Source organism: Erythrobacter ani (assembly GCF_019204025.1).
Taxonomy (GTDB): domain Bacteria; phylum Pseudomonadota; class Alphaproteobacteria; order Sphingomonadales; family Sphingomonadaceae; genus Erythrobacter; species Erythrobacter ani.
This window is the reverse complement of sequence record NZ_JAGSPB010000002.1, coordinates 410,440-434,724: the sequence shown is the minus strand read 5'-3', so window position 1 is coordinate 434,724 and position 24,285 is coordinate 410,440. Positions and strand designations below refer to the sequence as shown.

The 24,285-nt window shown below is 57.8% G+C and carries 21 protein-coding genes and 1 pseudogene; 12 read left to right on the top strand and 10 right to left on the bottom strand.

The window, feature by feature from the left end; translation table 11 throughout:
- Positions 1-13: 13 nt before the first annotated feature.
- The 5 genes and pseudogenes from KCG45_RS09040 to rfbA all read right to left on the bottom strand — a co-directional run bounded on the left by KCG45_RS09040 (position 14) and on the right by rfbA (position 5,121).
- Positions 14-1,681 carry a glycosyltransferase family 2 protein gene (locus KCG45_RS09040; RefSeq protein WP_369410764.1) on the bottom strand — a complete coding sequence of 556 codons (1,668 nt, stop codon included), beginning with the start codon at positions 1,679-1,681 and terminating at the stop codon, positions 14-16.
- A 121-nt stretch (positions 1,682-1,802) separates the two neighbouring features.
- Positions 1,803-2,848 (bottom strand): annotated as a pseudogene (gene rfbB, locus KCG45_RS09035) (dTDP-glucose 4,6-dehydratase).
- Positions 2,841-3,689 (bottom strand): dTDP-4-dehydrorhamnose reductase, encoded by an 849-nt coding sequence (gene rfbD / locus KCG45_RS09030; protein ID WP_218316937.1) that lies wholly within the window; start codon positions 3,687-3,689, stop codon positions 2,841-2,843. The pseudogene rfbB and the gene rfbD overlap by 8 nt, the downstream one beginning before the upstream one ends.
- Positions 3,686-4,231 carry a dTDP-4-dehydrorhamnose 3,5-epimerase gene (gene rfbC, locus KCG45_RS09025; RefSeq protein ID WP_218316936.1) on the bottom strand — a complete coding sequence of 182 codons (546 nt, stop codon included), beginning with the start codon at positions 4,229-4,231 and terminating at the stop codon, positions 3,686-3,688. The genes rfbD and rfbC overlap by 4 nt, the downstream gene beginning before the upstream one ends.
- Positions 4,231-5,121, bottom strand: a complete 891-nt coding sequence (gene rfbA / locus KCG45_RS09020) for a glucose-1-phosphate thymidylyltransferase RfbA (RefSeq protein WP_255548104.1) — start codon at positions 5,119-5,121, stop codon at positions 4,231-4,233. Before rfbA ends, rfbC begins: the two co-directional genes overlap by 1 nt.
- A gap of 462 nt (positions 5,122-5,583) precedes the next feature.
- Between rfbA and KCG45_RS09015 the strand changes: the two genes are divergently transcribed.
- The 3 genes from KCG45_RS09015 to KCG45_RS09005 all read left to right on the top strand — a co-directional run bounded on the left by KCG45_RS09015 (position 5,584) and on the right by KCG45_RS09005 (position 7,963).
- Positions 5,584-6,093, top strand: a complete 510-nt coding sequence (locus KCG45_RS09015) for a PilZ domain-containing protein (RefSeq protein ID WP_218316934.1) — start codon at positions 5,584-5,586, stop codon at positions 6,091-6,093.
- A gap of 188 nt (positions 6,094-6,281) precedes the next feature.
- Positions 6,282-6,707: a hypothetical protein gene (locus tag KCG45_RS09010; RefSeq protein WP_218316933.1), complete on the top strand. Its 426-nt coding sequence runs from the start codon at positions 6,282-6,284 to the stop codon at positions 6,705-6,707.
- A gap of 44 nt (positions 6,708-6,751) precedes the next feature.
- Positions 6,752-7,963 carry a cell wall hydrolase gene (locus KCG45_RS09005; RefSeq protein ID WP_218316932.1) on the top strand — a complete coding sequence of 404 codons (1,212 nt, stop codon included), beginning with the start codon at positions 6,752-6,754 and terminating at the stop codon, positions 7,961-7,963.
- A 48-nt stretch (positions 7,964-8,011) separates the two neighbouring features.
- Here the strand turns inward: KCG45_RS09005 and KCG45_RS09000 are convergent, their stop codons facing one another.
- Positions 8,012-8,704, bottom strand: coding sequence for a LuxR C-terminal-related transcriptional regulator (locus KCG45_RS09000; protein ID WP_218316931.1), 693 nt, complete (start codon positions 8,702-8,704; stop codon positions 8,012-8,014).
- A 309-nt stretch (positions 8,705-9,013) separates the two neighbouring features.
- Complete coding sequence (locus tag KCG45_RS08995) at positions 9,014-9,616, bottom strand: polysaccharide biosynthesis/export family protein (protein WP_218316930.1); 603 nt, start codon at positions 9,614-9,616, stop codon at positions 9,014-9,016.
- A 223-nt stretch (positions 9,617-9,839) separates the two neighbouring features.
- Between KCG45_RS08995 and KCG45_RS08990 the strand changes: the two genes are divergently transcribed.
- Positions 9,840-10,652, top strand: coding sequence for a sugar transferase (locus KCG45_RS08990; RefSeq protein ID WP_255548103.1), 813 nt, complete (start codon positions 9,840-9,842; stop codon positions 10,650-10,652).
- Positions 10,653-10,671: 19 nt separating this feature from the next.
- Here KCG45_RS08990 and KCG45_RS08985 read toward each other — a convergent pair whose 3' ends face one another.
- On the bottom strand, positions 10,672-10,827 hold the full coding sequence (locus KCG45_RS08985; protein ID WP_218316929.1) for a hypothetical protein: 156 nt from the start codon (positions 10,825-10,827) through the stop codon (positions 10,672-10,674).
- A gap of 136 nt (positions 10,828-10,963) precedes the next feature.
- On the opposite strand from KCG45_RS08985, the gene KCG45_RS08980 reads away from it, so the two are divergent.
- The 5 genes from KCG45_RS08980 to KCG45_RS08960 all read left to right on the top strand — a co-directional run bounded on the left by KCG45_RS08980 (position 10,964) and on the right by KCG45_RS08960 (position 18,664).
- Positions 10,964-12,316, top strand: coding sequence for an outer membrane beta-barrel protein (locus KCG45_RS08980; RefSeq protein WP_218316928.1), 1,353 nt, complete (start codon positions 10,964-10,966; stop codon positions 12,314-12,316).
- A 69-nt stretch (positions 12,317-12,385) separates the two neighbouring features.
- A complete protein-coding gene (locus KCG45_RS08975; protein ID WP_218316927.1) occupies positions 12,386-14,521 on the top strand; it encodes a GumC family protein in 2,136 nt (711 codons plus the stop codon).
- Positions 14,514-15,659, top strand: a complete 1,146-nt coding sequence (locus KCG45_RS08970; protein ID WP_218316926.1) for a glycosyltransferase — start codon at positions 14,514-14,516, stop codon at positions 15,657-15,659. Before KCG45_RS08975 ends, KCG45_RS08970 begins: the two co-directional genes overlap by 8 nt.
- A 9-nt stretch (positions 15,660-15,668) precedes the next feature.
- Positions 15,669-17,165 (top strand): glycoside hydrolase, encoded by a 1,497-nt coding sequence (locus KCG45_RS08965; RefSeq protein ID WP_218316925.1) that lies wholly within the window; start codon positions 15,669-15,671, stop codon positions 17,163-17,165.
- On the top strand, positions 17,162-18,664 hold the full coding sequence (locus KCG45_RS08960) for a lipopolysaccharide biosynthesis protein (protein ID WP_218316924.1): 1,503 nt from the start codon (positions 17,162-17,164) through the stop codon (positions 18,662-18,664). Before KCG45_RS08965 ends, KCG45_RS08960 begins: the two co-directional genes overlap by 4 nt.
- A gap of 45 nt (positions 18,665-18,709) precedes the next feature.
- On the opposite strand, the gene KCG45_RS08955 is transcribed toward KCG45_RS08960, so the two are convergent.
- Entirely contained in the window at positions 18,710-19,765 is a 1,056-nt protein-coding gene (locus KCG45_RS08955; RefSeq protein WP_218316923.1) for an NAD-dependent epimerase/dehydratase family protein, read from the bottom strand.
- Between the two features lie 373 nt (positions 19,766-20,138).
- Between KCG45_RS08955 and KCG45_RS08950 the strand changes: the two genes are divergently transcribed.
- Complete coding sequence (locus KCG45_RS08950; protein ID WP_218316922.1) at positions 20,139-20,852, top strand: hypothetical protein; 714 nt, start codon at positions 20,139-20,141, stop codon at positions 20,850-20,852.
- 167 nt (positions 20,853-21,019) lie between these two features.
- On the opposite strand, the gene KCG45_RS08945 is transcribed toward KCG45_RS08950, so the two are convergent.
- Positions 21,020-21,895: a glycosyltransferase family 2 protein gene (locus KCG45_RS08945; protein WP_218316921.1), complete on the bottom strand. Its 876-nt coding sequence runs from the start codon at positions 21,893-21,895 to the stop codon at positions 21,020-21,022.
- A 160-nt stretch (positions 21,896-22,055) separates the two neighbouring features.
- Between KCG45_RS08945 and KCG45_RS08940 the strand changes: the two genes are divergently transcribed.
- Together KCG45_RS08940 and KCG45_RS08935 are read left to right on the top strand one after the other, a co-directional pair.
- Positions 22,056-23,324 (top strand): glycosyltransferase family 4 protein, encoded by a 1,269-nt coding sequence (locus KCG45_RS08940; protein WP_218316920.1) that lies wholly within the window; start codon positions 22,056-22,058, stop codon positions 23,322-23,324.
- A gap of 40 nt (positions 23,325-23,364) precedes the next feature.
- On the top strand, positions 23,365-24,285 hold the full coding sequence (locus KCG45_RS08935) for a glycoside hydrolase family 16 protein (RefSeq protein WP_218316919.1): 921 nt from the start codon (positions 23,365-23,367) through the stop codon (positions 24,283-24,285).

Here is a 24,285-nt window from a genome sequence, read left to right as displayed (position 1 = left end):
ACATCGATACCTTTCAAAGTCGCAGCACGAATTGCTCGCTATAGGCGCTCAATAAGGGATGATGGAAGGGATCGACGGCTTGCTCACCGGCAGTCTCGGAAGAGTGACAGACGGCTTCGTTCCACCGATTCTGCAACGCTTCGAGCTCGCGCCCAAGCCGCGCAGCCCCCGCAGCGTCACGGTCAAGCCCGCGGGATACAGATTCGTGATGCACCAAGATCGCACGCGGTTCGTACATTGATTGCCAGCCTCTTCGGTTGAGCTTTAGGCAGAGATCGACATCGTTGAAAGAGACGGCAAAATTATCGGCATCGAAGCCGCCTACGGCGAGGAACTTTTCCTTCTCGACCACCAGACATGCGGCAGTCACAGCTGTGACGTATTGCGGAAGCGAATGCCGGCCAAAATAGCCGCGCTCGCCAGGCGCCAACAGTCGGTGAGCGTGGGCTGCCCCGCCACCTATTCCCATGACCACTCCGGCATGTTGAATTCTGCCGTCCGGATAAAGCAGACATGCACCTACCGCTCCCACATCATCGCGCAGCGCTTGCTTTGCGAGGGTCATGAGCCAATCGGTATCGAGAATCTCGATGTCGTTATTGAGGAAACACAGCATGTCGCCTGTCGCTTCCGCGACCGCGCGGTTGTTCAACGCGGCAAAATTGAACGGGCCGTCATCGCGCAAGACTCTGGCAAAATCAGGCCTGATATCGGCGAGAAATTGGAGTGTTTCCGGATCGTCGCTGCCATTGTCTATGACGATAATTTCAAGCGGGGTCGGATAGGTCGTCCGTTCAAGTCCACCCAGACATTTGCGGAGGAACTTCAGACCGTTCCGCGTAGGTATGATGATGCTGACAGATGGCAGTTCGACAGGCTCTTTGTCTGAAAAGTTCGGCGGCGGCACGGTCCGCGGATCAGGACGGCTAACGCGATGATGAAGGATGTTGCGCACGTGGACGATCTCAGCCCCTTTGCTCTCACAATCGCGCACTGCATGTGCGATCAGGTTCGAAGCCCAATTCCTCTCCGCGAGCTCCGCAAAAGTGGCCGCATTCAATCTGACGATCGCGGCTCCTGTCAGAAAATCGAAGTGCTGGAACAGTTCGCTGTTCCAATCCGGCTTCAGATGAGGCTCGCTCCGGTGCCCATTCTCATCAAGGATGTCGTCGTCGGCAAAAATCAGCCGCGTGGCGCCCGAGACTGCCGATGCGGACTGTCGATACACCGCTCCAGCGCCCGATGCGAGAAGATCGCCGCTGAACATTGGCAACGCCCAAGTGTCGTCGTGGGCGAAAATTTCACCTAATCTTTCTGGCAGCTTGCTCGAGACGAGCTCTGCGGCGATTCCTTCACTGGCGAGGCTTTGCAGCGTTCGGTCCCTACCCTCTCCATCCTCGACAAGCGCAATGATCGATACCGAATGCTCGTCGACGGATTGATTTCCAGCAAGCTTATCCCGACCGAGCGCAAGCCAGAGCCGATATGCGCTTCGCGAACGCCCGAGAAGCGGTGACAGCACGATCCGGGCCCGCAGCCGCTTTCCCAATACCCACCACCACGCCGCGCGAAGATAGGTGCGCGGATCTGTCGCCAAGGCGTCCGCATGAACTTTCACCCGCAGCCAGGCAATTGCCCACTTCCGCTCATCTTGAACGCGATGCTCTTGCGGAACGCTCACGCTAGTTTGCTGCCCATCTCGCATGCAAAGCCGCGTAACGGGAATTTGAACTCGAAACAAATCAACATGGCATTGCAATCAACGATTGTTGTTGGATCGCCGATCGCGCCACCTTCGCGCGTCAGGCTGTGTCCAACAGAGCGCGCCACCAGGTTTCGTTTTCCAGGTACCAGCGCAGGGTGGCCGTCAGGCCGCCTTTAAAGTCGTGGTGGGGCTCATAGCCGAGTTCGCCCCGGGCCTTTGTTTCGTCGATCGCGTAACGGCGATCTCGATTATGAAGGTTTTCAGCTCGCTGGTGGCCCTTCCCTTCGCCGCGGGCGCATCGGGATAGCGCATGGCCAAGCCATCGATCTCTTGAAATGCGCGATCGACCTCAGAGCAGATACTGTCGATTACGGCCATGTTTGGCAGTTCTTCACCGCCACCGATATTATAGGTTTCGCCAGGCCTGCCATTGTCGAGACAAGCCTCGATGCCGCGGCAATGATCTTCGACATGCAGCCAGTCGCGCACATTCATTCCGTCACCGTAAATTGGAAGGTTTCGGCCGTGAAGCGCGTTGAGCAGGAAGAGCGGTATCAGCTTTTCCGGGTACTGATACGGCCCATAATTGTTCGAACAATTGGTTGTGGTTACTTCGAGTCCGAATGTGTGATGGTATGCACGAACCAGATGGTCCGACGACGCTTTCGAAGCCGAATAGGGTGAGTTCGGCTGATACTGATGGGTCTCGCTAAAAGCGGCATCCTTCGGACCGAGAGAGCCATATACTTCGTCGGTCGAAATGTGATGGAATCGGTGCTGGCGTCCGCTGCCTTCGTCCAGCCAGACGGTCCGAGCGGCCTTCAGGAGACTGTTGGTCCCGAGAATATTGGTGTCGATGAAGGCGTCCGGTCCGCTGATCGAACGATCGACATGGCTTTCCGCGGCGAAGTGAACAATCGTTGATACGTTGCGTTCACGCAGGAGCGTTTCGACAAGGCTCGTATCGCGGACGTCACCCACCGTGAGTTCTGCCTGTTTTACATTCTCGATTGTCGATCTGTTACCGGCGTAGGTCAGGCTGTCGAGGACGATGACAGTATCGTCCGGGTGGCGGTCAGCCCAGTAATGGACGAAATTTCCGCCGATGAAGCCTGCACCGCCCGTCACGAGAAGATTAGCCAAGTGCCTGTTCCTCTTTAAGCATTTTCCGCAGATTTTTGCGCCAATGGGTATGTCCATCGCCCAAAAGCTCGCGCGTCTTCCTGCAATCGAGCAGCGAAAAAGCAGGACGCGCGGCGGGTGTTGGGTAGTCGCTTGTCGGGATCGGATGGATCGGGACTTCGCGGCTGAGCAAACCGAGCGAAAGCGCCTCCTCTTGGATGGCCACGGCAAAATCGTACCAACTCGCGGTACCAGCGTCGCTGTGATGGTAGATGCCGGAAGCACCGCTCTTCACCAAACCCCAGATCACCGCAGCAAGACCGGGAGCCCATGTGGGCGCGCCGATCTGATCCGCCACGACTTTAAGCTCCGGCTTCTCGCGCATCAGCCGCAGCATGGTCCGCACGAAATTTTGCCCTCCGGCCGTGTAGACCCAAGATGTCCGGACCAGGATATCATCCGGTCGCAGATGATCCTCGCCCCTCGCCTTCGTACGGCCATAGGTCGAGATTGGGGCGCGCTTGTCTTCTGGGCGATACGGCCTGCTCGATCCACCATCGAACACGAAATCGGTCGAGACATGCACGATCCTGCCCGAATGCACGCTCGCCAGCGCTTTCACAGCGTCGGCGTTGATCGCGGCTGCCAGGTCCTCTTCACTTTCAGCGTTGTCCACTGCCGTGTAAGCCGCCGCATTAATTATGAGGTCGGGCGCAATGTTTCCAACCAAGTTGAAAATCGAGCCTTCATTGGTGAGATCGCAGTCATCGATATCGACAGCGTGGATCGCCGCATCATCGGGCGATGCTGCAATAAGACCACGCCCCAACTGACCTTTGGCACCCGTAATCAAGACCTTCATGCGAAAGCCTCGACTTCGCTCAGCGAACGGCCGTCACGATCCTTGGCCGATAATTGCACTTCAATTCCGCTCGTCGGCCAGTCAATGCCGATAGCCGGATCATCCCACGCTAGAGAATGCTCGTTTGCGGGGGCATAGGCCGCGTCACATTTATAAAGGAAATCGGTGTCATCCTCGAGCGTGAGGAAACCGTGAGCAAAACCCTGCGGCACCCAGAACATGCGCTTATTTTCCGCCGACAGCTCTACACCGGTCCACTTGCCAAAGGTTGCGGAGCTTCGCCGCAGGTCGACGGCCACGTCGAACACAGCTCCGCTCACGACTCTCACCAGCTTCCCTTGCGGCCCTGGATTTTGGAAATGCAATCCGCGCAGGACCCCTTTTTGGGAGCGCGAATGGTTGTCTTGGACGAACATCGTCTCGATTCCGCATTCAGCGAAGCGATCCGCGTTCCAGCTTTCGAGGAAAAAACCGCGGTCATCACCAAAGACTTGCGGTTCGATTATGAGTGGCCCTTCGATCGGCGTCGGCAAAACGCGCATCAACGCATCCCTTCACGAAGCAGCGAGATCAGATATTCACCATAACCCGACTTCACGAGCGGGGCGGCGATGCTTTCAAGTTGCGCGTCGTCGATGAACCCCTGCCTCCAGGCAATCTCTTCAGGGCAGCAGATTTTCAGACCCTGCCTTTCTTCGGTAATGCGGACGAATGTTGCCGCATCGAGAAGCGAGCCGTGTGTTCCTGTATCGAGCCAGGAATATCCCCGCCCCATCATCTCGACAGATAAGACTTCATCCTCAAGGTAGAGCCGATTGAGGTCCGTGATTTCCAGTTCACCGCGCGCCGATGGTTCGAGTTCGCGCGCGCGGTCAACCACCGTCCCGTCGTAAAAATAGAGCCCTGTCACTGCGAAGTTCGATTTCGGATGGGCAGGTTTCTCTTCGAGCGAAGAAGCCTTTCCGTCGCGGTCGAAATCGACCACTCCGTAAGCCTCAGGATTGTTGACGCGATAGGCAAAGACGCTCGCCCCGGACTCCCGCGAGTTTGCGCTGGCGAGTATCTCTGGCAGGCCGTGCCCGTAAAAAATATTGTCACCAAGCACGAGTGCGCTGGGTTCGTCCTTCACGAAATCGGCCCCGATCAGGAAAGCTTGCGCCAATCCTTCGGGCCTTGGCTGCACCGCATAGGAGAGCGATACACCAAAACTCGATCCGTCGCCGAGGAAGCGCTGAAACTGTTCCTGATCTTCCGGTGTCGTGATGATCAGGATGTCCCTGATCCCGGCCAGCATAAGGGCCGATAACGGGTAGTAGATCATCGGCTTGTCGTAGACCGGCATTAGCTGCTTCGACACGCCGCGGGTCAACGGATAGAGCCGTGTGCCCGAACCGCCTGCAAGGATGATCCCCTTCCGTGAAACCGAACTCAACGCTAAATCCTCATCTGCATATGAAATCAGGGTCGCCGCTTCGCAGTATTGATCGTGAAGGACAACCATAATGCAGAAATCGCCCCTGCTTGGTCCAATTTTTCGCGCGAAATTGCGCCTCGTCGCCTGGAACCTTTCAGTCGCGGCCTGTCCGAAATCGCCATCACGTAGTGCTACTTTCTGGCAACGCCATTAGCCAACTGGCGATAGGCCTACCCCGAAACACAGTCCTTCGAGGGTAAAAACGAAACGGAAGTGACCACGCCGCCTTGGCTGACCATTGATCTGGGCAGCAAGAAAGTGTCGCTCCTGCCTCTTCTGCGCCGTTGATCTATGCACCGCGGATTGACAACACGTGCAAAAGGAGCGGCAGGTTCATGCTGGCACAATTGCAGTGACGACGCAGCCTGTGTTTATTTTGTGGCTCGTTGTCAGGGTCGGTGGAATGGAACTTTTTGCCCTATGGGAAATCTTTCGCGCCCGTTGCAGGCTGAGATCATCGCCGAAAGGCGGGAGAACGAGCGCAAGCGATTACGCCTTGCAACATCTCTGGGGTCTTCAACCAACGCGAGCCGGGCGCTTATCCATGACTTGTCAGGGACAGGACTGCGGCTCGAAACCGACGCGGATCTCTCCGTTGGCGATATCATCCAGGTTGTGCTTCCTCTGATCGGAACCGTCGATGCCGAAGTCATCTGGCGCGAGCGCTCGTTTCTGGGCTGCGACTTTGTCGACCCGATCTCACAAGCCACCGTCAATGCCGCCCTTCTGAAATCTTCCAAAGACCTCGGCGATGTCGCCGATACGACGGAAGTCGACGAAGTTCCCATCGGTGTCAGACCAACCCTGGATATGATAACCGAGTGGAAGTTCGAGTTCGACAGAGAGCGGGCGGCAGACGGCTACCGTGTGGTCGGCTTTCGTCAGACAGCCGATGGTATGCTAATCGCCATGATATCAAAAACCGCCTGATACTTGCCCCGTTTTTAGCTTAAACGGCGTCCCGACACCCCCTTTAGAGTAATATCGTCCCGCGTCGCTGCCGTGGTAACGCAGTCCATATCGAACGTCGTCGCCTATACCGCAATCCGCGGGGCCGCCGGCGCTCGAAGTGACGATCAACCGGAAAATAACCGGATAACTTTGACGGGGTGACACACATGTCCAAGGACACGGGAAACCAATATTCGCATTGCCTTGCGACACTTGAAGAAGCCTTGCGCGAAGCCGAGAAGGCATTCGTAGACGCTGATACGCGCTATCTAGAAGCGCAACAGGATCGCAAGATCGCCATGGAGGCGATCAACCAGCATCAGATAGAGATCGATGCCGCGATTGCGGAGCTTCGCAAAGTCAGCATCCCTGGGACTCGCTGGCATCTCTCCCGGTCAGAGCCTGATGAAACTCTCGAGCTCAACGCAGAGGACATGGTGCCTGCGAAAGCAGAGCCCATCGCTTCCAAATCCGACTTGATCTCGAGTGACGCTGAATCCGTGCTCGCAAGCAAATTCGACCGTTTGCGCAGGCAGAGCGCAGCGCGTTCGGATGATCCGGTCCTCAAAGTAGTTGCCAAACCAGGACGGTAACGAGGGAGCGCGGACCGGTGCTCACAATCGCAGAGGGTGTTTCGATGCCAGCCGATCAAGATTTGGAAGAGATCGATAGCGATACCTCTCGGTTACCCAAGCTGCGCAATGGCCGTCCATTGTATGCACTGGTATTTCCGGCGTTTCTAATCGGCGTCATAGGGGTCATCGCCTTTGCGGGCGAATGGAGAGCATCCCCCGAAGCTCAGGCGGCTGGTTCCAACGCCCGGAGCGGCGAGACCAATTCGGAAAGACTTGCAGCGTCACTCGATGATGGCAGCGCTGTGCTGCCGGCGTCCGAGTGGGCAATTAACGAAGTCGCTTTGCTTCCATCTCGCCCTTTCAAATATTCGGGTAGCACGGGTGACCGCAACAAAGCGATCGACTGCCTGGCCTTTGCGTCGTGGTACGAAGCCGGGGACCGCCCTTCCGACCAGCGTGCGGTAATGCAGACGATCCTAAACAGGGTCAGCCACGCGGCATTCCCGAATTCGGTCTGCGGAGTCGTTTTTGAAGGATCCCACCTCCAAACGGGGTGCCAATTTACCTTTACTTGCGATGGATCAATCCAGGCGCGAACGCCGAGCGATCGCGCAATGGACCGGGCTCGCAAGCTGGCTGAGGAAGCGCTTAATGGACGGGTCGACCAAAGCATCGGGACCGCGACCCATTACCACGCCAATTATGTCGACCCGTGGTGGGCCGGCCGCCTCGACCGCGTCGCAATCGTCGGGCCGCACATTTTCTACAAATGGCGGGGATCCGCGGGTGTAATCGGCAAACAGCGACGCTTGGAGACTGAGGTGGAGTTCAGGGAAATGGTCGCGAAACGCCGTGAACAGGACCTCGCCGGGATCGATGCGAATGTCGGAGGCGAGCAGGCAGCGCAATTGGCACTTGCACCTTACAACGCCCCTTCACCAGCCACCGCTGTGAGACCGATCTCATCCAATACCCATTATACCACGGTCGAGAACATTGAAGCGAATGGCAGGTGGGCACTCTCTGCGCTCAAGACATGTCGAGGCAGGAAATCCTGTCAGATACTCGGCTATGGCACCGGAGCAGAGGCCGCGCGGAATCGGGACGCTCCGCTTTCGGCGAGGCATCGCCCGCTATTTCTGTTCGTGCGAGATGCTGCGTCCGGCATGGAGATTGCGCTTTGGGACTGCGAAAGGGTAACGCGCAAGAATTCCGCTCAATGCCTACCTGGTGACGAGGCGGCCCTTCTTAAACTGATGAAAGAGCGGTCCTGACCCGGTCCGGCGGCCCGGCCTCAATAAAGGCCGGCCGCATAGTATCATTCAAGCGTGAACCGGCGCTGCGTTATTGCCGGCGGGCAGTTGATGGAAATTCGAAAAACCCCGAGTGCTCGCCCACATGGCCGCTTGCGTCCGATTGCCTACGTCGAGTTTGCGCAGGATCGCCTTGACGTGAACCTTCACGGTGGCCTCGCAAACATCGAGTTCACGAGCGATCACCTTGTTGGAATAACCGTCCATCAGGCAGCACAGAACATCGCGTTCCCGAGCGGACAGCTTTGCATCCGCCAATTCCGTCTCGAAATCTCCATGTGGCAAGGCTTTATCAAAGCTATGCTTGCTCAGAACATCTGCGAGTTCCGATGGGAGAAATTTCTGCCCCAGTGACACGAGGTGGAGCGCCGTGATGAGTGGCTGCGAGTTCATAGATTTGACGATGTACCCGGCTACTCCCGCTTCGAGGCATTCTACCAGGCACGTCATGTCGAATTCGTCGACAAGCACGGCAATTCTCGCGTTTGGATAGGCCGAGTATATTTCCTCGATCGCATCCTTTTGCGCATCCATGTCCGGAAGATCGACGACGACCGCAATGTCGTCGTCCAAATCGGCCTTGGCAATGCGCTCCGCTCGGGTGCTTGCGATGACCACATTGAAACCGTCCGAAGACAATATCTGCTGCAGTCCCTCACGTGAGATATCGTTAGAGCTTATCAAGCAAAGGTCGCTAGTCATTTGAAAAATCCCGTAGATTTCGACAACGCTGCGACCCGGCCCCCTTCAAGCCGTGTTACCCCCACATTCAATCTGTTTTTTGATCTTGATCCGTGGAAGCGACTCCGAACGGTTAGGGGATTGTGCGTAACAATCGCGTTTTATGCAATGATTAATTAACAAGTTAGCCAGCCGCGCACGGTCGTCGCCGCGCGAGGCCGCCAATTGCAAGGCTTTCGATGGTTAACCGGACCGAATTGTTTTTTGCCGCCGGCTTTTATCGGCTTACAAAGCAGCTCTATTCTGAGCGCATTTGCCGATTAGGCCGCCTCAAAAGAACGATTCTCGAATCGTTATCGTGTCACCCGGAGCAATTCGTAATGCTGACTTGTCGAGCTTTACGATCCGACCCTCGGACCATGTTTGCCGCTTCAGTACGATCTTGTCCTTGTCAGCCCGCGGCGTGAAGCCGCCAGCTTTCGCGATGGCTTGCTCCAGGCTCAGCTCGCCATTGTGCGTATATTCGCCAGGCGTCGCCACCTCTCCGAGGATAAAGAACGTGCGGTGCTCGATGATTTCGACCGAGACGCGCGGATCAAGGACATAGCCCCCGTCTGCCAGGCTTTTCTCGACCATCTCGGCGACCTGCTGGGGACCCTTGTCCTTTACAAGGAGCGGATCGATCAACGGCAGCGAGAGAATGCCGCCCGCGCCCACATCGAATTCGCCGGTGAGCGTTTCTTCGTCGAAAACCGTGACCCGAAGCTGGTCTCCGGCATCGATCGAATATCCTTCGGCAAGCCCGCTATTCGCGTCGGCCGCACTGATCGAAGTCAGCCCGGATGACGCGCAGCCAGCCGCCAGCACGCACAGCCCGCCAAGCAGTAAAGTTCTGACAGAGGCCCATGCCCGAATACACGCTTCAATGGTCATCGCCGCTCTCCCTTTTTGCATCATGTTAGTGCGTCCATAGATCGGCTGACTTTATCCAAAGCCTCGGCTGGGCGATATTACCATTTGGGGGTGTTTTCCGAGACTTAGTCGCCACTCGTGATAGCCCGTTTGGGCGTAAGGCCGTACAACTGATGCGCGGTTGTTTGCTTGATCGTTTTCGCCGATTTTTCAATTCGATGAGGGTCCGCGAATCCGGAGTCTCATGCCAATTTCAGGCGCCTTCAATACTGACTTCGAGATCGTGAGACCGATGCACACGACCAAGCATGATAACACCGTAGCCATCCCCGATGTCGGCGCGCATGACGTCGACGCGCACGAAACCGTATTCACCATGGCGCCGTCCTTGTCGGACGATGACCTTATCTCGGTCAGCACGGATCTCGCATCTGCGGTTGAAGTTTCTCCGACGCCTCTTAAACGCACGCTCGACATTGTGGTCGCTTTGGCGATGTTGGTGCTGCTCGCACCGGTGATGTTGCTGGTCGCGCTGGCAGTGAAGCTGAGCAGCGCCGGACCTATATTGTTTCGGCAAGAGCGCGTCGGCAGTCAGGGCCGCACCTTCAAATGCCTGAAATTCCGCACCATGCATGTCGATGCCGAGATCAAACTGGCTCAGCTCTTGAGGGCTCAACCCGATCTGCGACTGGAGTGGCAGTGCAAGCAGAAGCTGTCCGTAGACCCTCGCATCACCAATATCGGCAACTTCCTCCGGCAATCGAGCCTCGATGAGCTGCCGCAGCTCTTCAATGTCCTGCGCGGCGACATGAGCCTCGTCGGTCCGCGCCCGATCATAAAGTCCGAGGTGCCGAGATACGGCCGGTACATCACCAGCTACTTCAGGGTTAAGCCGGGCCTCAGCGGGCTATGGCAGATATCAGGCCGCAATGATGCTTCGTATTCACGCAGGGTAGCTGCCGACGTGTTGTATGCCCGTTCGCGCACATTCGCGATGGATTTGAAAATCCTCGTCATGACAATCCCTGCGGTAATTTCCGGGAAGGGGTCTTGCTAATGCCGCATGTAGCTGACGGTCAGATCAGAAACGCGATCAACCCCCAGAGCGCTATCGCTCCCGGTAAAGCGAACAGAAAACCGCGGGCAAAACTCCGCTTGCCCGATGACGGCACTTCGCGGTGCACGTCCGAGGCTGCGAGCGACTTTCCCTTCGGCATTCTCATCTTATTCATTTGGATTAGCGACCTGCTACTTTTGGATAGGAAACAACACGCGGCCAACAAGCCTGTCAAGGCGGGCGGGATCAAGAGTGGTCCAAATCGGACTGAATATCGCAGTCGGGTTCGGCGCGGAATGGCCTCGTCGGTCATGCTTGCAATCCAGGATATCATCCTGCTGTTGAGATTGATCGACTCCCCTTGGCGCACCCGCGGGCGGAACGCCTACCGCGTGATCACCGTCCGGGCTCGGTGGACCACTCGCAGGCAGAGGAAGCGGGCGATCCGCCTTGCCGCGCTGGTCTGCATCAGCCTGTTCGCATCGCGTCCCGCCTATGCGCAGTCGGACGAGGTGATCACGCCGGTTGAATTGTTCGATCCTGATGCTGGCGAAGGCGTTCGTATCTCCCCGGGATTCATCCTGTTCCCGCGGACGACGGTGGACGTCACATACGACACCAACATCTTCAATCTCGATGAGCTTGAAGAAGAAGATACGCTATTTTCTATAAGGCCGACCGCCGTGATCGCCTCCGATTTCTCCCGGCACTCGGTCAGGCTGGAAACCGGGGCGGAGATCCGCCGCTATGTCGATGTCTCGAGCGAAAACAGCGAGCAGTACCGAGCTGATCTGATCAGTCTTCTTGAACTGGGCAATGACATCAATTTCGAACTGGCTGGCGGGTATTCGCGCGGCATCGAGCAGCGCGGCTCGGCAGGAGATGCATTCTTCACCGACACCCCAGTGGTATTTCGCGACAAAAGAGCCTCATTCGAACTTTCCCGCGCAGGCAACCGGCTGGAACTCGGCATTGCCGGGAGCATCATCAACCGGGATCACTCAGATACGAGCATCGACGGTGTTCCGTTCGACCTTTCGTTCCGGGACGTTGAAATCCTGAACGGTGTAGTGCGCGCGGACCTGAGGCTGAGTGACCGGACGGAAGTGTTCGTCGAGGCAGGACTGAGAGCCCTCAATTTCGACATCCTGTCCAATCCGGACAGGGACACCGATGGATTCTTCACCCTCGTCGGCGTATCTTACGAGCTCTCATCGCTCGTCGAGCTTGAAGTCGGTGTCGGCTATATCGAGCAGCAATTCGAGAACCCGCTTGTCGAGACGGCGCAGGAGTTCAATTTCCGCCTTGAGGCCAACTGGACGCCAAAACCGGACTGGCGCCTCATTGCGCGCGCCGCGCGTGATGTCGATCCCGGCCGCATTCTGGAGGCGCCAGCCATTATCGCGAGCTCATTCCGGCTGACCGCCGAGCACGCCGTGAGCGATCGCCTGCTGGTGAGCGCAGACACGCTCTACCTTGAAGAAGAATTTCGCGGACTGCCGCGAACCGACAGACGCTTCGCCATCAGCGGATCTGCGACTTATCGGCTGGCAGATCGCATCGGCCTGATTTTCTCAGCAGGCGTAAGGGATCAGGATGGTGGTGAATTCGGCCGCAGCTTCGACGGTGCGTTCGGGTCTATCGGCGTGCGGGCGGCCTGGTGATGCGCGTTCACTTAGCAGCTTTGCGAACAATGAACTTGGTCTCCCCTTCAGTGGGGATGGAGATTGGCTATGAATGAAGCCCGGAACTTGATGAACATCGATGCTCCCGGATCGGCGATCGCGCGTTATGATGAATACCCTCCGGTTGCGGCCGATCGGATGGACCTGTCCGAAAGCGTCAGCTTTTTCAGAAGGCATCTCCGCCTGATAATCGCGGTCACTCTGCTCGTCGTAGCAGCAGGCCTCGCTTTGTCCTTCTTGCTTGGCAGCACCTATCGCGCCGTTTCGACTGTGATGATCACCAACGATGCAGCTATCGTCACACAATCGACGGCTGCAACCGCGCCGCAAACCGTGCTTTCCAGCGAGCTTCTCGAAACCCAGGTCGAGATTATCCAATCGCGCGAGATGGCCCAGCTGGTCGCAACGTCTCTTGGCCTCGACAGCGGCCTCGCATCCGAAGACCGCCGCGAATTGATCGACGAACTGCAGGAGAACGTCTCTGTCGGACGGGCTGGTGAGAGCTTCGCGCTGTCCATCGCCTTCGAAGCTGAAGGCGCACGGGAATCCGCAGACATCGTCAATGAATTCACCCGCCAGTTCGTGAACTGGGAGCTATCGACCGAGCAGCAGCGTAATGCCGGCGCTCGAGAGATTGTCGAACAGCGTCTTGCCGAATTGAGAGACCAGGCGCAGGCCGACACGCAGGCGCTCCAGCGCTATCGTATCGCCAATAATCTGCTCAGCACTTCGGGTGCATCGCTGACAGAGCAGGAAATCTCGACATACAACCAGGCGGTCACAACTGCCCGCGCGGAAGCAGCGGAAGACCAGGCGCGGCTACGCACAGCGCAGGCGCAGCTCCGCTCCGGCTCAATCGGCGACGATGTTGGTGAGGCGCTAGGTTCGCCCGTCGTTTCGTCGTTGCGATCGCAGGAAGCGCTCGCAGCGGCGGAGGTCGCCGACCTTTCAGCGAAGTACGGACCCAACCATCCGCAGCTCATCCGGGCACAAAGCCAGCTCGACGAGGTTCGCCAGCGGATCGAGGCGGAAATTGTCCGCGTCATCTCCAATTTAGAAGCACGTCAGGCCGTCTCGGCGCAAAGGCTCGCATCGCTCAACAACAGCCTTTCGGGCGCAAGGCAAAAATTGTCTCAGAACAATGACGCCATGGTCGGTCTGAGCGAACTCGAACGTGCTGCCGAAGCGTCGCAGGAAATATACCAGACGTACCTGAACCGCTTCAAGGAGCTGATCGCGGCCGAAGGCAGCGAGACGCCCAATGCCCGCGTTCTCACTTACGCCGAAACACCGATTTTTCCTTATTCGCCCAACATCCCGCTCAACGTGGCGCTGTCAATCGTCATCGGCCTGGGGCTTGGCGTGCTTGCGGCGTATATTCGGGAATCGTTGTTCCAGGGCCTTTCCACACCGGACGATGTGGAGCGCGAAACCGGCGTTCCGTGCATAGCCTCGATCCCGCTCCTTTCCTCGGTCAGCAGCGAGTCCGATCATCCCGCGACTGCCATACAGGACGCACCGAAATCTCCGTTCGCAGAAAGCTTCCGCTCATTGGGTGCGTCGATCGATCTCGCGACCCATGGTAAGGCAAAGATCATCGCGGTTACGTCCGCCCTGCCGAACGAGGGCAAGACCGTGGTGAGCTGTTGCCTTGCCAGCGTGCTCGCCGCCGGTGGCCAGCGCACGATGCTTATCGACTGCGACCTGCGCCGACAGGGCATCAGCCGGCTGCTGAACATGCAGGAAGGGCAAAAAGGGCTTATCGATGTGCTCGATGGCAGCGCACCTCTCGACCTTGCCGACTATGACGACGAGAACGTGTTCTGCGTGCTTCCGCTTTCTCCGCGACGGGAGGAGCCCGAGCATCTTCTGCGTGGAGAGGAATTTGTCGAACTTCTCGAAAAATTGAGCGGGCATTTTGATCGCATCATCCTTGATCTGCCGCCGGTTCTGCCGATTGCAGCGACACGCATCCTCGCGAGCCGCGCCGACGCGGTGGTGTTCGCATCGAGATGGCGATCCACTTCGAAAGTCGCGGTCAAGGCTGCGCTCCGGCGCTTGCCGCCAGAGCACGTCAATCTCGTGGGCGTCGCGCTGACGGCGGTGGACATGAAGCGCCGCTCATTCCTCGATCCGAACGATCCATATTTCTATTATTCGCAGTACGAATCATACTATGCATAGCCCAGTCGCCGCGCCGGGTGCTGCACGCAGCTCCGCAGCCCGCAGGCCTTTTTCAGAGCCTCGGGTTGCGATCGTGCATTACTGGTTCGTCGCCATGCGCGGAGGGGAGCGTGTCGTCGAGCGGCTCCTCCACCTCTACCCGAACGCTGACTTGTTCACCAATGTCTACGACCCTGAAAAGATGTCGGCGCGTCTTGCCAGCGCATCGATCGAAGCGGGGTTCGTAAACCGTCTGCCGTTCGCGCGTTCGCTGTACAAATACTATTTGCCGCTCATGCCGATGGCGCTCGAAGGGTTGGATCTGAGCCAGTACGATCTCGTAATCAGTAGCGAGTCCGGTCCGGCCAAGGGCGTGATCACACGGCCCGACTCCGCGCATATCTGTTACTGCCATTCGCCGATGCGCTACATCTGGGATCACTACCACCAATACCGGGCAGAGGCATCGACACCGGCGCGGCTGGCCATGCCGTACATGTACCACAAACTGCGCCAATGGGACGTTTCATCGAGCGCGAGGGTCGACACTTTCGTCGCGAACTCGAACTTCATCAAACAACGTATCAACAAGGTATGGCGCCGCGATGCGCACGTGATCCACCCACCTGTCGAGACAGAGCTCTTCGGACGGGCTGACGAAATAGCGCCAAACTACCTGTGGGTAGGGCAGATGGTCCCGTACAAAAGACCCGATCTGGCGGTCGAAACCTTCAACGAAAACGGTCTCCCCCTGACCATGGTGGGTACAGGAGGCATGCTCAAGAAGCTCAAGGCGATGGCCCGGCCCAACATCACCTTCATCGACCGGTTGGACTTCACCGCATTGCGGCAGGCCTATGCGAAATGCCGTGCATTCATCATGACCGCCGAAGAAGATTTCGGGATCACCCCTGTCGAGTGCATGGCCTCGGGCCGCCCGGTCGTGGCTTATGGTCGAGGCGGCGCTCTCGACAGCGTTGTCCCTGGCAGGACCGGAGTGTTCTTCGAACGCCAAGACGTTGCATCGTTGATCGAGGCAGTGAACGACATGGAGTATTTCCTCGGCCACTTCGATCCACAGACCGCTATCGATCACGCCGCAAATTTTGCGCCGGAGCATTTTGACCGCCGATTTTTGCGCCTGGTCGGAACCGCCTGAGGCCACGCGATGGAACTAACCTATATCGGGGTCGTTCAAGCCGTAATCGGATTGTATATCGTCCTGCTGGGAAGCGTCAGGAGCGCGATATTCTTTCTGGTGTTCAGCGCGATCCTGATGGGCTCGGCGGCGATGGTCCTGCCAGCTCTCGGGGGTTCCTCGATCCCGCCCGTCCAGTTTGCACTGTTGTTCACCACCCTCAGGATTCTTGCCCCCAGAGGCGGGTATCTGGGCTTCCTCCCCGATGCCGTGAGCGACAACAAGTGGCTCATATTCTTCGCGATCTACGGCATGGCCAGTGCCTATCTGGCGCCCAGATTGTTTGCGGGAGCGATCGACGTCTTTCCGATGCAACCGATCGAATATCTCGGGCTGTTCGGCACCGTTCCGCTGGCCCCGACATCGCAGAACATCACCGCAATGTTCTACATGCTGGGCGCGATGATGCTCGGTCTAAGCTGTTATGTAATGGCGCGCCTGCCGGGCGCCGCGGCCGGTCTGATCAGCGCAATACTCATCGCAAGCTGGTTCCATATCGCCACTGGCATTCTCGATCTTGCGACGCGCGGGACTCCCTTTGAGGACGTGCTAGCCGTTTTCCGCAATGCCAATTACGCGCACCTTGATTCGACGGCTGCCGGCTTCGTCCGCATCAGGGGGGTTCTCGCAGAAGCGTCAATTTATGCCGGGCTGGGTTTCGCGCTCTTCGTTGCGACTGCCGAGATGTGGTATCGGTCGATCCGCTCCCGCATGACAGGCTGGACAGCAGCCGCGCTGGCCATGATGTTGGTGCTCAGCACCGCTTCGACAGCATATGTGGCGCTTGCGGTTTATGCAGCGCTTTTCGTTCTACGAGCAATCCTCGTCCCTAGCGCTGCACCGGCAGGCAAGCTGATGCGGGCGACGATCGCCGCGTCCGGCGCGCTTTTCTTGCTGTGTGGTCTCTTCATCTTTGCGCCGCAGCTGCCGATCGCGATCTGGGAACTCATTGCAGACATGACCTTCAGCAAATCGGAAAGTTTGTCGGGTCAGCAAAGGCTCTTCTGGGCCATGCAGGGGTGGCACGCATTCATGGCATCTTACGGTCTCGGGATCGGCCCGGGGAGCTTTCGTTCCTCGAGCCAGATCATGGCTGTTCTGGGCTCGGTCGGAATCTTCGGCCTCGGTGCATTCGTGCTGCACCTGCTTCGGACATTCCAAACCACAAAACAGTCCACTTGGGGGCTAGGGGCTACTCCGAGAGACACCCTGGGTGGAGCGCTGGGATCCGCGGCCATTTTTTGCCTTATCCCCGGCAGCATATCGGGGCCATCGCCAGTCCCAATGGCTTTCTTCTCGATAATGGCAGGGGCAGCGATCGCGCTGCGACGGCCCGTTCAAGTAGCGACGCAGGCCAGTCGGGACAGCGCGGCGGAAAGACCAAAGTACGGGCCCGCTCCCGCGGCAGGATCGCGATTGAGTAGGCGACCGCGGCTCCGATCCACCAAAAAGGTCGGCGCGCGATGAGCCTTCGCTTTGGTGTGATGCGCGGAGCCCTTTCGCTCGGCGGTGTCAACGTTGCCGCAAATGTATTGAGCGCTGCCGGATTGCTTGTGCTCGCCCGCTTGCTCACACCGGAGGATTTCGGCATCGTCGCAATCGCGACGGCAGTCCTGGTGTTGGTGCAGTCCTGCACCGAACTCTCGCTCAACAATGCGCTCATCCAGAAAGAGACAGTCGACAAATCGCACGTCGACACAGCCTGGACGATGGCTCTCATCAGGTCGGCCGTGATATGCGCCATATTCGCGGCCGCCGCCTGGCCTCTTTCCATTGCCTACGGGAATCCCGATCTCGTCCCTGTCTTCCTTGTGTCGGGTCTGACCGGCGCCATCCTTGGCCTGCAGAATCCTCATGTCTGGCTCGCGACCAAGCAGATGTCCTTCGCGCCGCTTGCAATCGCGCAGTTCCTTCGCCGCGCGTTGGGCATTGTCTTCGCGATCGTCCTGGCATTCGTGCTTCAGTCTTATTGGGCGATCATCTGGGGAAGCCTCGCCGGCGCTGTCGCTGCGACCTTGCTGTCTTACGTGCTGGTTCGCTACCGCCCCCAGCTGTCTCTCGCGCATGTGAGGGAAATCTGGTCGTTTTCCGGATGGATGTTTCTCAGCCAGATATTCGAGACACTCAATTGGCGAGCCGATCAGCTGATAGCCGGTCTCGCCGTCTCGAAGGATCAGTTGGGCATCTATGCGATGGCCGATAATGTAGCGGCAATTCCATCCCGCGAAGCGGTGCATCCCATCAAGCATGCGCTGTTCTCGGGCCTGGCCAACATCTCGAACGATATCGGCCGATTGAGGCTTTCGCAGCAACGGGCGCAGTCCACCATTGCCATGCTCGTGGCACCCCTTGGCGTTGGTCTCGCGCTGGTCGCCGAACCGGCAGTTGCGCTGGCATTGGGCAGCCAATGGGAAGGTACGGTCCTGTTCCTGCAGATCATTTCAATCGCCTACATACTCGGCTCGTTCAGCATCGGCCTGCAACCCCTGGCGATGGCGCTCGGCAACACGCGGCTGCTTTTCCTGTGGAACTTCCTATCGGTGTGCGTGAAGATCCCGGCCATCATCATCGGCTTTATGACTGCGGGCCTCGTCGGCGTCGCGGTTGCGCGCTTGATCAGCGATCTGGCCTCCGCGCTGATCGAGTTTCTCTTCATAAAGAGACTGCTCGACATCGGCGTCTTGCGCCAGATTTCGCGGCACTGGCTTACTGTCGCGGGACTTTTGGCGATGACCGCAGCGGTTCTGATCGCAAGCGCAGCGATGCCGCTGGGAGATATCCCGCTGGTGGTGGATTTGCTCGCGAGAATAACTATCGGAGCCATTGCCTACACCGGAACGATCCTCGTCATCTGGCTGGTTGCCGGTCGGCCCGAGGGACCGGTTTCTATCATGTTCGACGTGTTTCAGCGCGTCAGATCATCCAGAACGGCGCCCGCGATGGATCTGGAAGAGAGCCTGCCCTGACAAATAATACGGTCAGGGCCAAAGGAGCCAAGCCTGCGGGTTCTATCAAGCTTGTTCAAGCTCCCTTATCGGAAACAGATCTTCATTGAGAGAGCCCTGCTCGATCCGCTGCTTCATGTGCGCGATCCGCTTGAACCGGGGACCGTCGAACTGCTCGAAGGTGAGGCCTTCAGACAGATAAGCATCGTAGAGCTGCTCGATACCACGGCGACATGTCCATTGCGGCTTGAAGCCATGCAATTTGCGAGCGAGATAGTTGCAATCGACCCGGTAGTTGCGAACATCCGGGCTGGCGTCGTCCGAAAACCCGATCTTCGAACCCGGCACGACATCGCGCACAAGTTCGGCGATTTCGCGGATCTGGTAGTTCTCGTTTGTGGTTCCGATGTTGAACACCTCCTTGTGGACGTCCTCCCGATCGGCCTCGATTATCGCGATGTAGGCTGCCGCAATGTCTTCTACGTGGACGATAGGGCGCCAGGGTGAGCCATCGCTCATCAAGTGAACTTCGCCCGTCGTGCAGGCCCAAGCAGTAAGATTGTTGACCACCAGATCGGTGCGGATAAGCGGCGACAGCCCGTAAGCAGTAGACGCTCTCAGGAAAGTGGGACTGAACGTCTCGTCCGTTAGCGCGCCGATCCCGACTTCAGCCTCGACCTTGGAAAGCCCGTAAGCAGTTACCGGGTTGAGATTGCCTGTCTCGTCGATGAAATCATCGCCCGACGCCCCATAATTCGAGCAGGAGGACGCGAATGCGAACCGCGCGATACCCGCGCTCTTCGCAAGCCTTGCCAGATCGATCGACGCCTGAGCATTGATTTCCTGTGTGAGGCCCGGACGATAGTCACCCAGCGGATCGTTCGAAAGCGCCGCAAGATGGATGATGGCGTCTATCCCGCGCAGCTTTTCTGCCGCATCCGCTTCCCGCACGAACTCGCGCACGTCGCCGCCGATCGACGGGATCTGAGCTGCCATCGGAAGGAAGTTGCAGCCATCGAACAGCGCACTATCCAGACCGACGACCTCATGACCGCGATTGAGCAGTTTCGGCGTGAGAACGGTGCCGATGTATCCGAGGTGTCCGGTGACTAGAACTTTCAACGTACGTGTCCTTCCAAAGATCATCCGCACATGCCCGTTCTGGAAAAAATTGGAGCGCAGATTTCTGATTGAAGAACCTAGCGGTCGGGGCTTACCTTCGGGAGAGGCGCACTGTGCTTAGGCCAAACGCGTCACCACCTAATCCTTCCGGAGAGCAAAAAACCGGGATTCTTGAGGAATTTCGCGATTCGCAGCCCCGGGTGACTGGTCGATATAGAACTAGTCCAAGATTGCCTTCGCCTAGATCCGGATTGCTGGTTATTCATCGCTGTTAACCAATAACCCATTGAGCAAAGTCAGTTGTTCAAGCCCTGCGGTGTCGCGACAGCAGTTTGGGACGTTCGATCCCAATTCTTAACCTAGGAGGTTGTGCATGAGCGGCAAAGAAGGAAGCGTTTTCATCCTGATGAACGACGCGATGCCAGGCTTCGCGCGGATCGATTTCACGGAAAAAGGCGATGTCGCGGCCAAGGTCTTGAAGGTCAACCAGTCGGCCCTTCCGGTCCCTTTTCGCATCTACATGGCAGCCGACGTCTTTGATTGGAAAGCGCTCCAGCGCACTCTCAGGTTTCTTTTCAGGGAGCAGTTTGATCCCGACGATCCTGAGTACTTCACCGGGAATCCCGAACTGCTGCGCGCAGCAATCGAACCTGCGGCAAGTTCGCTGCTCGAATTCGGCGATGAAGAGATCGGCATTTCGGCGGCGAAACGATCGCAAATGGATCGCTTGAGATCCTCACATGAGTCGCTCAAATTCATGTCTCTCAACGCGGCGCCCGGAACGATCCTGTATTTTTCCAAGGATCCTTCGATTTCGTGCACTGCGCTCGAAAACGGGTTGGTCCAATTTGAGGGCAAGGAGCTTTCTCCGGCCATCGCGGCTCGGCAAGCCATGAGAAAGCTCGGCTTCGCGTGGAACGAGCTTGCGGGAACAGACTATTGGACGCCGCTGGGATCGAGCCTCGGCGGCAATGCGAAAGCTTCCCCTTCCGCAATGCGTATGGAAGCGGAGATGCCGGAAGCGCCCATCGTTCCGAATGAGGTGGACGATTCCCCGGTCGTGTTCGTGCGAAATACCAAAATCTGAGCCATCAATCCGGCTCATCCCGAGGCGCGGACCCTCAACATGGATGTTCGCTGCCAGAGAACCTGCTCTCGCCATCCTGACAGGGAGCCGGCCCTCTGAAAGCGGTCAGCGCCCATTCGCGCTGGCGCGGCCGTTGCGCGAGACGAGGCTCGGGCAGCGGACGGGTCCTAAAGTTCGAGAATTCTTTCTGGCTTCGACTTGCCGCGAGCAAGGTCGACAAGTCCGATCAGGTTCCCTCGCAGCCGTCCGCGGCGATCGACGAACGGCTCTGGCTTTAGCGATCGAACCGCGTTGATCATGGGGTATTTCACGAGATGCCCGAACAATTGCGAACGGGTCGTGGTGCCTTTGGCCAGCAAGTAGCTCGCATTGGCGATCTGGGAATAGCCGAGCCGGATGCCCGATACCCTTCCCGCCTTTACACCCCGGTGGGCGCCGATCAGGCGGTCCAGCTTGATCAGCCTGCCCTCCTCCAGCAGCCGGTTGGTCAGATCGAGATCTTCCAGCCAACCGTAGAGCGGCAGACGTTCATCGAAACGCTTCGTTTTGAGCGCCGACGTGCGCATCGCCATGTTGCAGCCATAGAGCCCGAAAACCTCGGTCTCCCGAGGAATTCCTGTCGGAAAAGAAGCAGCGTGTGCGTCGATGGCCGTGACAGCCTGCTGCCGTGACAAACCGGGGCCGCAGACGCCATCTGCAACGACAAGGCCCGTGATGCCCACCACGTCTTCGGATTTCGCAAAGGCCGCCTCGAGCCTGGCCAGGTAAGTCGGATGCGGAACGAAATCGTCGTCGAAGAATACGATGACGTCGCTCGAATCAATCGCCTGCGCGATCCCGGCATTTCTTTGCGCGCACAGACCTTTGGTCGCGCAGATCAGGGTCTCGTTATCGATCTCAGGGTGCCGGTCCGGGGCATCGGCCTCGGTCGTAACGGCAAAGATCGAACGGTCAGGGCGCCTGGTCTGGTTCGCCAGATCCTGGACAAGATCGTCGGCCTCTTTTCTTCGTCCTAAAGTTGCAACGATAACGGTGATCTGCATGAATTTGGCTCCAGTATGCTCGACGCTTGAACAGCTCGGGCAAAACGCTGCGGTATTGGTCAGTCATATGTCCGAACATGCTTCGCGACGAGGCGCTCTATGAAGGTAATACCAAATATACCGTGAGAATCTGGGCACTTGACCATATGGTTGGATCGTCATGACCCCGAAACGTATAGTCATCATCAGCGACCAATCCTCCGCCGTTGGCGGCGCGGAGGCGCTTGCCTTGCTGTCCGCAAGGTTGTTCCATGAAGCGGGCATTGCTGTCACTTTCGTGACTGGTGATGATGCGTCGGACGCACCGCTTCCCGAAGGGGTCGAGGTGGTGTCGCTTGGGCACAAGCCGCTGTTGCAACGCAGCTTTGCCAAGGGTGTTCGAGACGGCCTTTACAATTTGGCGGCTCGCCGTCTGATCGAGCGCACTGTTGCGCGACTGGATGGACCCGACGTAGTCTACCACCTCCACAGCTGGTCGCAGATCCTGTCACCAGCAGTATTCGCCGGACTGTCGAGCGTGCAATCGCGCCTGGTCATTCATGGGCACGATTTTTTCATGAGCTGCCCCAATGGGGGATTCTTCAATTTCGTAACCAACGAGACATGCGAGCTGACACCGCTCAGCCAAAAATGCCTCTCCACCAATTGCGACAAGCGCAGTCCCGCGCAAAAGGCATTTCGCGTGACCCGCGCGGCGGTTCGTGCACGGACGTTCCCCGGTCGAAAGTCCCCGGCTCTGATCGCTGTCATCCACCCGTCGATGAACCCCTACCTTACAAGGACAGACCTTTCGCCGGCCCGGCTGCGCACGGTGCGAAACCCGGCCCGCGCTTTTCGTGAGAATCGTATTGCAGCAGAAAAGAACAGCGACATTTTCTTTGTCGGAAGAGTCACGCGCGAGAAGGGGGTAGAGCTGGCAGCGCAAGCCGCTCGCATTTCCGGTCACCGCTTGCGAGTGATAGGTGACGGACCGGAACGATCGACTTTGGCGGAGAAATATCCTGAAGTGATTTGGGAGGGTTGGCTGGACCATTCCAAGATCGCCCAAATCGTCGGCGCGGCACGCGCGCTTGTAATGCCCAGTCTCGTGCCCGAGCCATTCGGTCTGGTAGCACTCGAGGCTCTTCAAAGCGGAATTCCGCTCGTGGCGTTCGCCAATTCATTCATCGCGCAGGAAGCATCTGAACTGGGATGCTGCGTGATGGCCGCCGATCGCAGTCCGGCAAGCCTCGCCAAAGCGTTCGAGAAGCTGAACGATAGCGCGGCGGTCAAGCGGGCGAGCCAGCGTGCTCATATCGCATCGGGCGCGCTGACATGTTCTGAAACCGATTGGCGGGACCGGCTACTCGCGCTCTATGCCGAACAGCTGACGGCATCGGCGCGGTCAAAGGAAAACCAGTCAAAAGAGCCGGACAAGATGCTTTCATAAAGCGATCTGGCCTTGATGCCGATTATGCAGGAGACCGCTAATGCGAAAAGAGAACCAGGGCTTGTCAGGTCTCGTCTCCGACACGTCGACGACGAGAAAGCGGCGTACGAAAGTGGCCAGCTTTTCATTCGTCTTCGCGCTCGCTGCGCTCATCGCGTTTTCCGGGCCGTCTGATCTTCCCGCCGTCGCTTCGGAAAGTCAGTCGTCAGAAATTGACCTTGGAGAGTTCAAGCCTTCGTTCCGGGAGGACTTCGACGATCTTGACGTTTCGGAGTATGATTGTCTCACCAAATGGACGGCGCATACGCCTTGGGATGGAGATTTCGGAAGCGCCCGTTTCATGGGACCGGATGATGGCTTTCCCTTCACAACGCAGGACGGCATCCTGACGATTGAGGCCCGGAAGAATGCGGCAGGGAAGTGGGAAAGCGGAATGCTTTCGTCATGGAACAGATGCAACAGCGGGTTCGCGCAAAAGCTTGGCTATTTCGAAACCAGAGCGCGGTTTCCAACGGCCGCTGGATTCTGGCCCGCTTTCTGGTTGATCGGGGCCGACCGAAGAGACGGCGTCGCCGAGCTCGACATATTCGAATATTACTCGCACAAGAATGACGAAATCTATTTCGTCATTCATAAGCACAAGGCGACGGCCGACGACGAGAAAATCACCGAAAGCAGGCGCCACAGCGTGCCCGCCGGTTCGCTGAGCGACCGGTTTCATACCTATGGGGCTGAAATCACCGAAACCGAGGTCATCGTTTACATAGACCGCAAAGAGGTATGGCGAACAGCGGCTCCGGAGGAATTTCAGCAACCGATGTATCTGCTGGTTTCATTCGCCGCTGAAGATTACCGGATGGATGAAAACACACCGGATTCGGTGAAGATGGAGATCGACTACATCCATGCCTATCAGCGCAGGCCGGTCGGCTCGAGACACTTTAAACCGCACCCTCAGTAA

Coding starts and splice junctions, on each gene's coding strand:
- rfbC (WP_218316936.1), bottom strand. CDS start 4,231: ATGCGCGTTTTGCCGACGCCGATCGAAGGGCCACTCATAATCGAACCG.
- KCG45_RS08940 (WP_218316920.1), top strand. CDS start 22,056: ATGACCCCGAAACGTATAGTCATCATCAGCGACCAATCCTCCGCCGTT.
- KCG45_RS08935 (WP_218316919.1), top strand. CDS start 23,365: ATGCGAAAAGAGAACCAGGGCTTGTCAGGTCTCGTCTCCGACACGTCG.
- KCG45_RS08945 (WP_218316921.1), bottom strand. CDS start 21,895: ATGCAGATCACCGTTATCGTTGCAACTTTAGGACGAAGAAAAGAGGCC.
- KCG45_RS08965 (WP_218316925.1), top strand. CDS start 15,669: ATGGAACTAACCTATATCGGGGTCGTTCAAGCCGTAATCGGATTGTAT.
- KCG45_RS08960 (WP_218316924.1), top strand. CDS start 17,162: ATGAGCCTTCGCTTTGGTGTGATGCGCGGAGCCCTTTCGCTCGGCGGT.
- KCG45_RS08990 (WP_255548103.1), top strand. CDS start 9,840: ATGCCAATTTCAGGCGCCTTCAATACTGACTTCGAGATCGTGAGACCG.
- KCG45_RS09010 (WP_218316933.1), top strand. CDS start 6,282: ATGTCCAAGGACACGGGAAACCAATATTCGCATTGCCTTGCGACACTT.
- KCG45_RS09005 (WP_218316932.1), top strand. CDS start 6,752: ATGCCAGCCGATCAAGATTTGGAAGAGATCGATAGCGATACCTCTCGG.
- KCG45_RS08970 (WP_218316926.1), top strand. CDS start 14,514: ATGCATAGCCCAGTCGCCGCGCCGGGTGCTGCACGCAGCTCCGCAGCC.
- KCG45_RS09015 (WP_218316934.1), top strand. CDS start 5,584: ATGGGAAATCTTTCGCGCCCGTTGCAGGCTGAGATCATCGCCGAAAGG.
- KCG45_RS09000 (WP_218316931.1), bottom strand. CDS start 8,704: ATGACTAGCGACCTTTGCTTGATAAGCTCTAACGATATCTCACGTGAG.
- KCG45_RS08980 (WP_218316928.1), top strand. CDS start 10,964: ATGCTTGCAATCCAGGATATCATCCTGCTGTTGAGATTGATCGACTCC.
- KCG45_RS08975 (WP_218316927.1), top strand. CDS start 12,386: ATGAATGAAGCCCGGAACTTGATGAACATCGATGCTCCCGGATCGGCG.
- KCG45_RS08985 (WP_218316929.1), bottom strand. CDS start 10,827: ATGAATAAGATGAGAATGCCGAAGGGAAAGTCGCTCGCAGCCTCGGAC.
- KCG45_RS08950 (WP_218316922.1), top strand. CDS start 20,139: ATGAGCGGCAAAGAAGGAAGCGTTTTCATCCTGATGAACGACGCGATG.
- KCG45_RS08995 (WP_218316930.1), bottom strand. CDS start 9,616: ATGACCATTGAAGCGTGTATTCGGGCATGGGCCTCTGTCAGAACTTTA.
- rfbD (WP_218316937.1), bottom strand. CDS start 3,689: ATGAAGGTCTTGATTACGGGTGCCAAAGGTCAGTTGGGGCGTGGTCTT.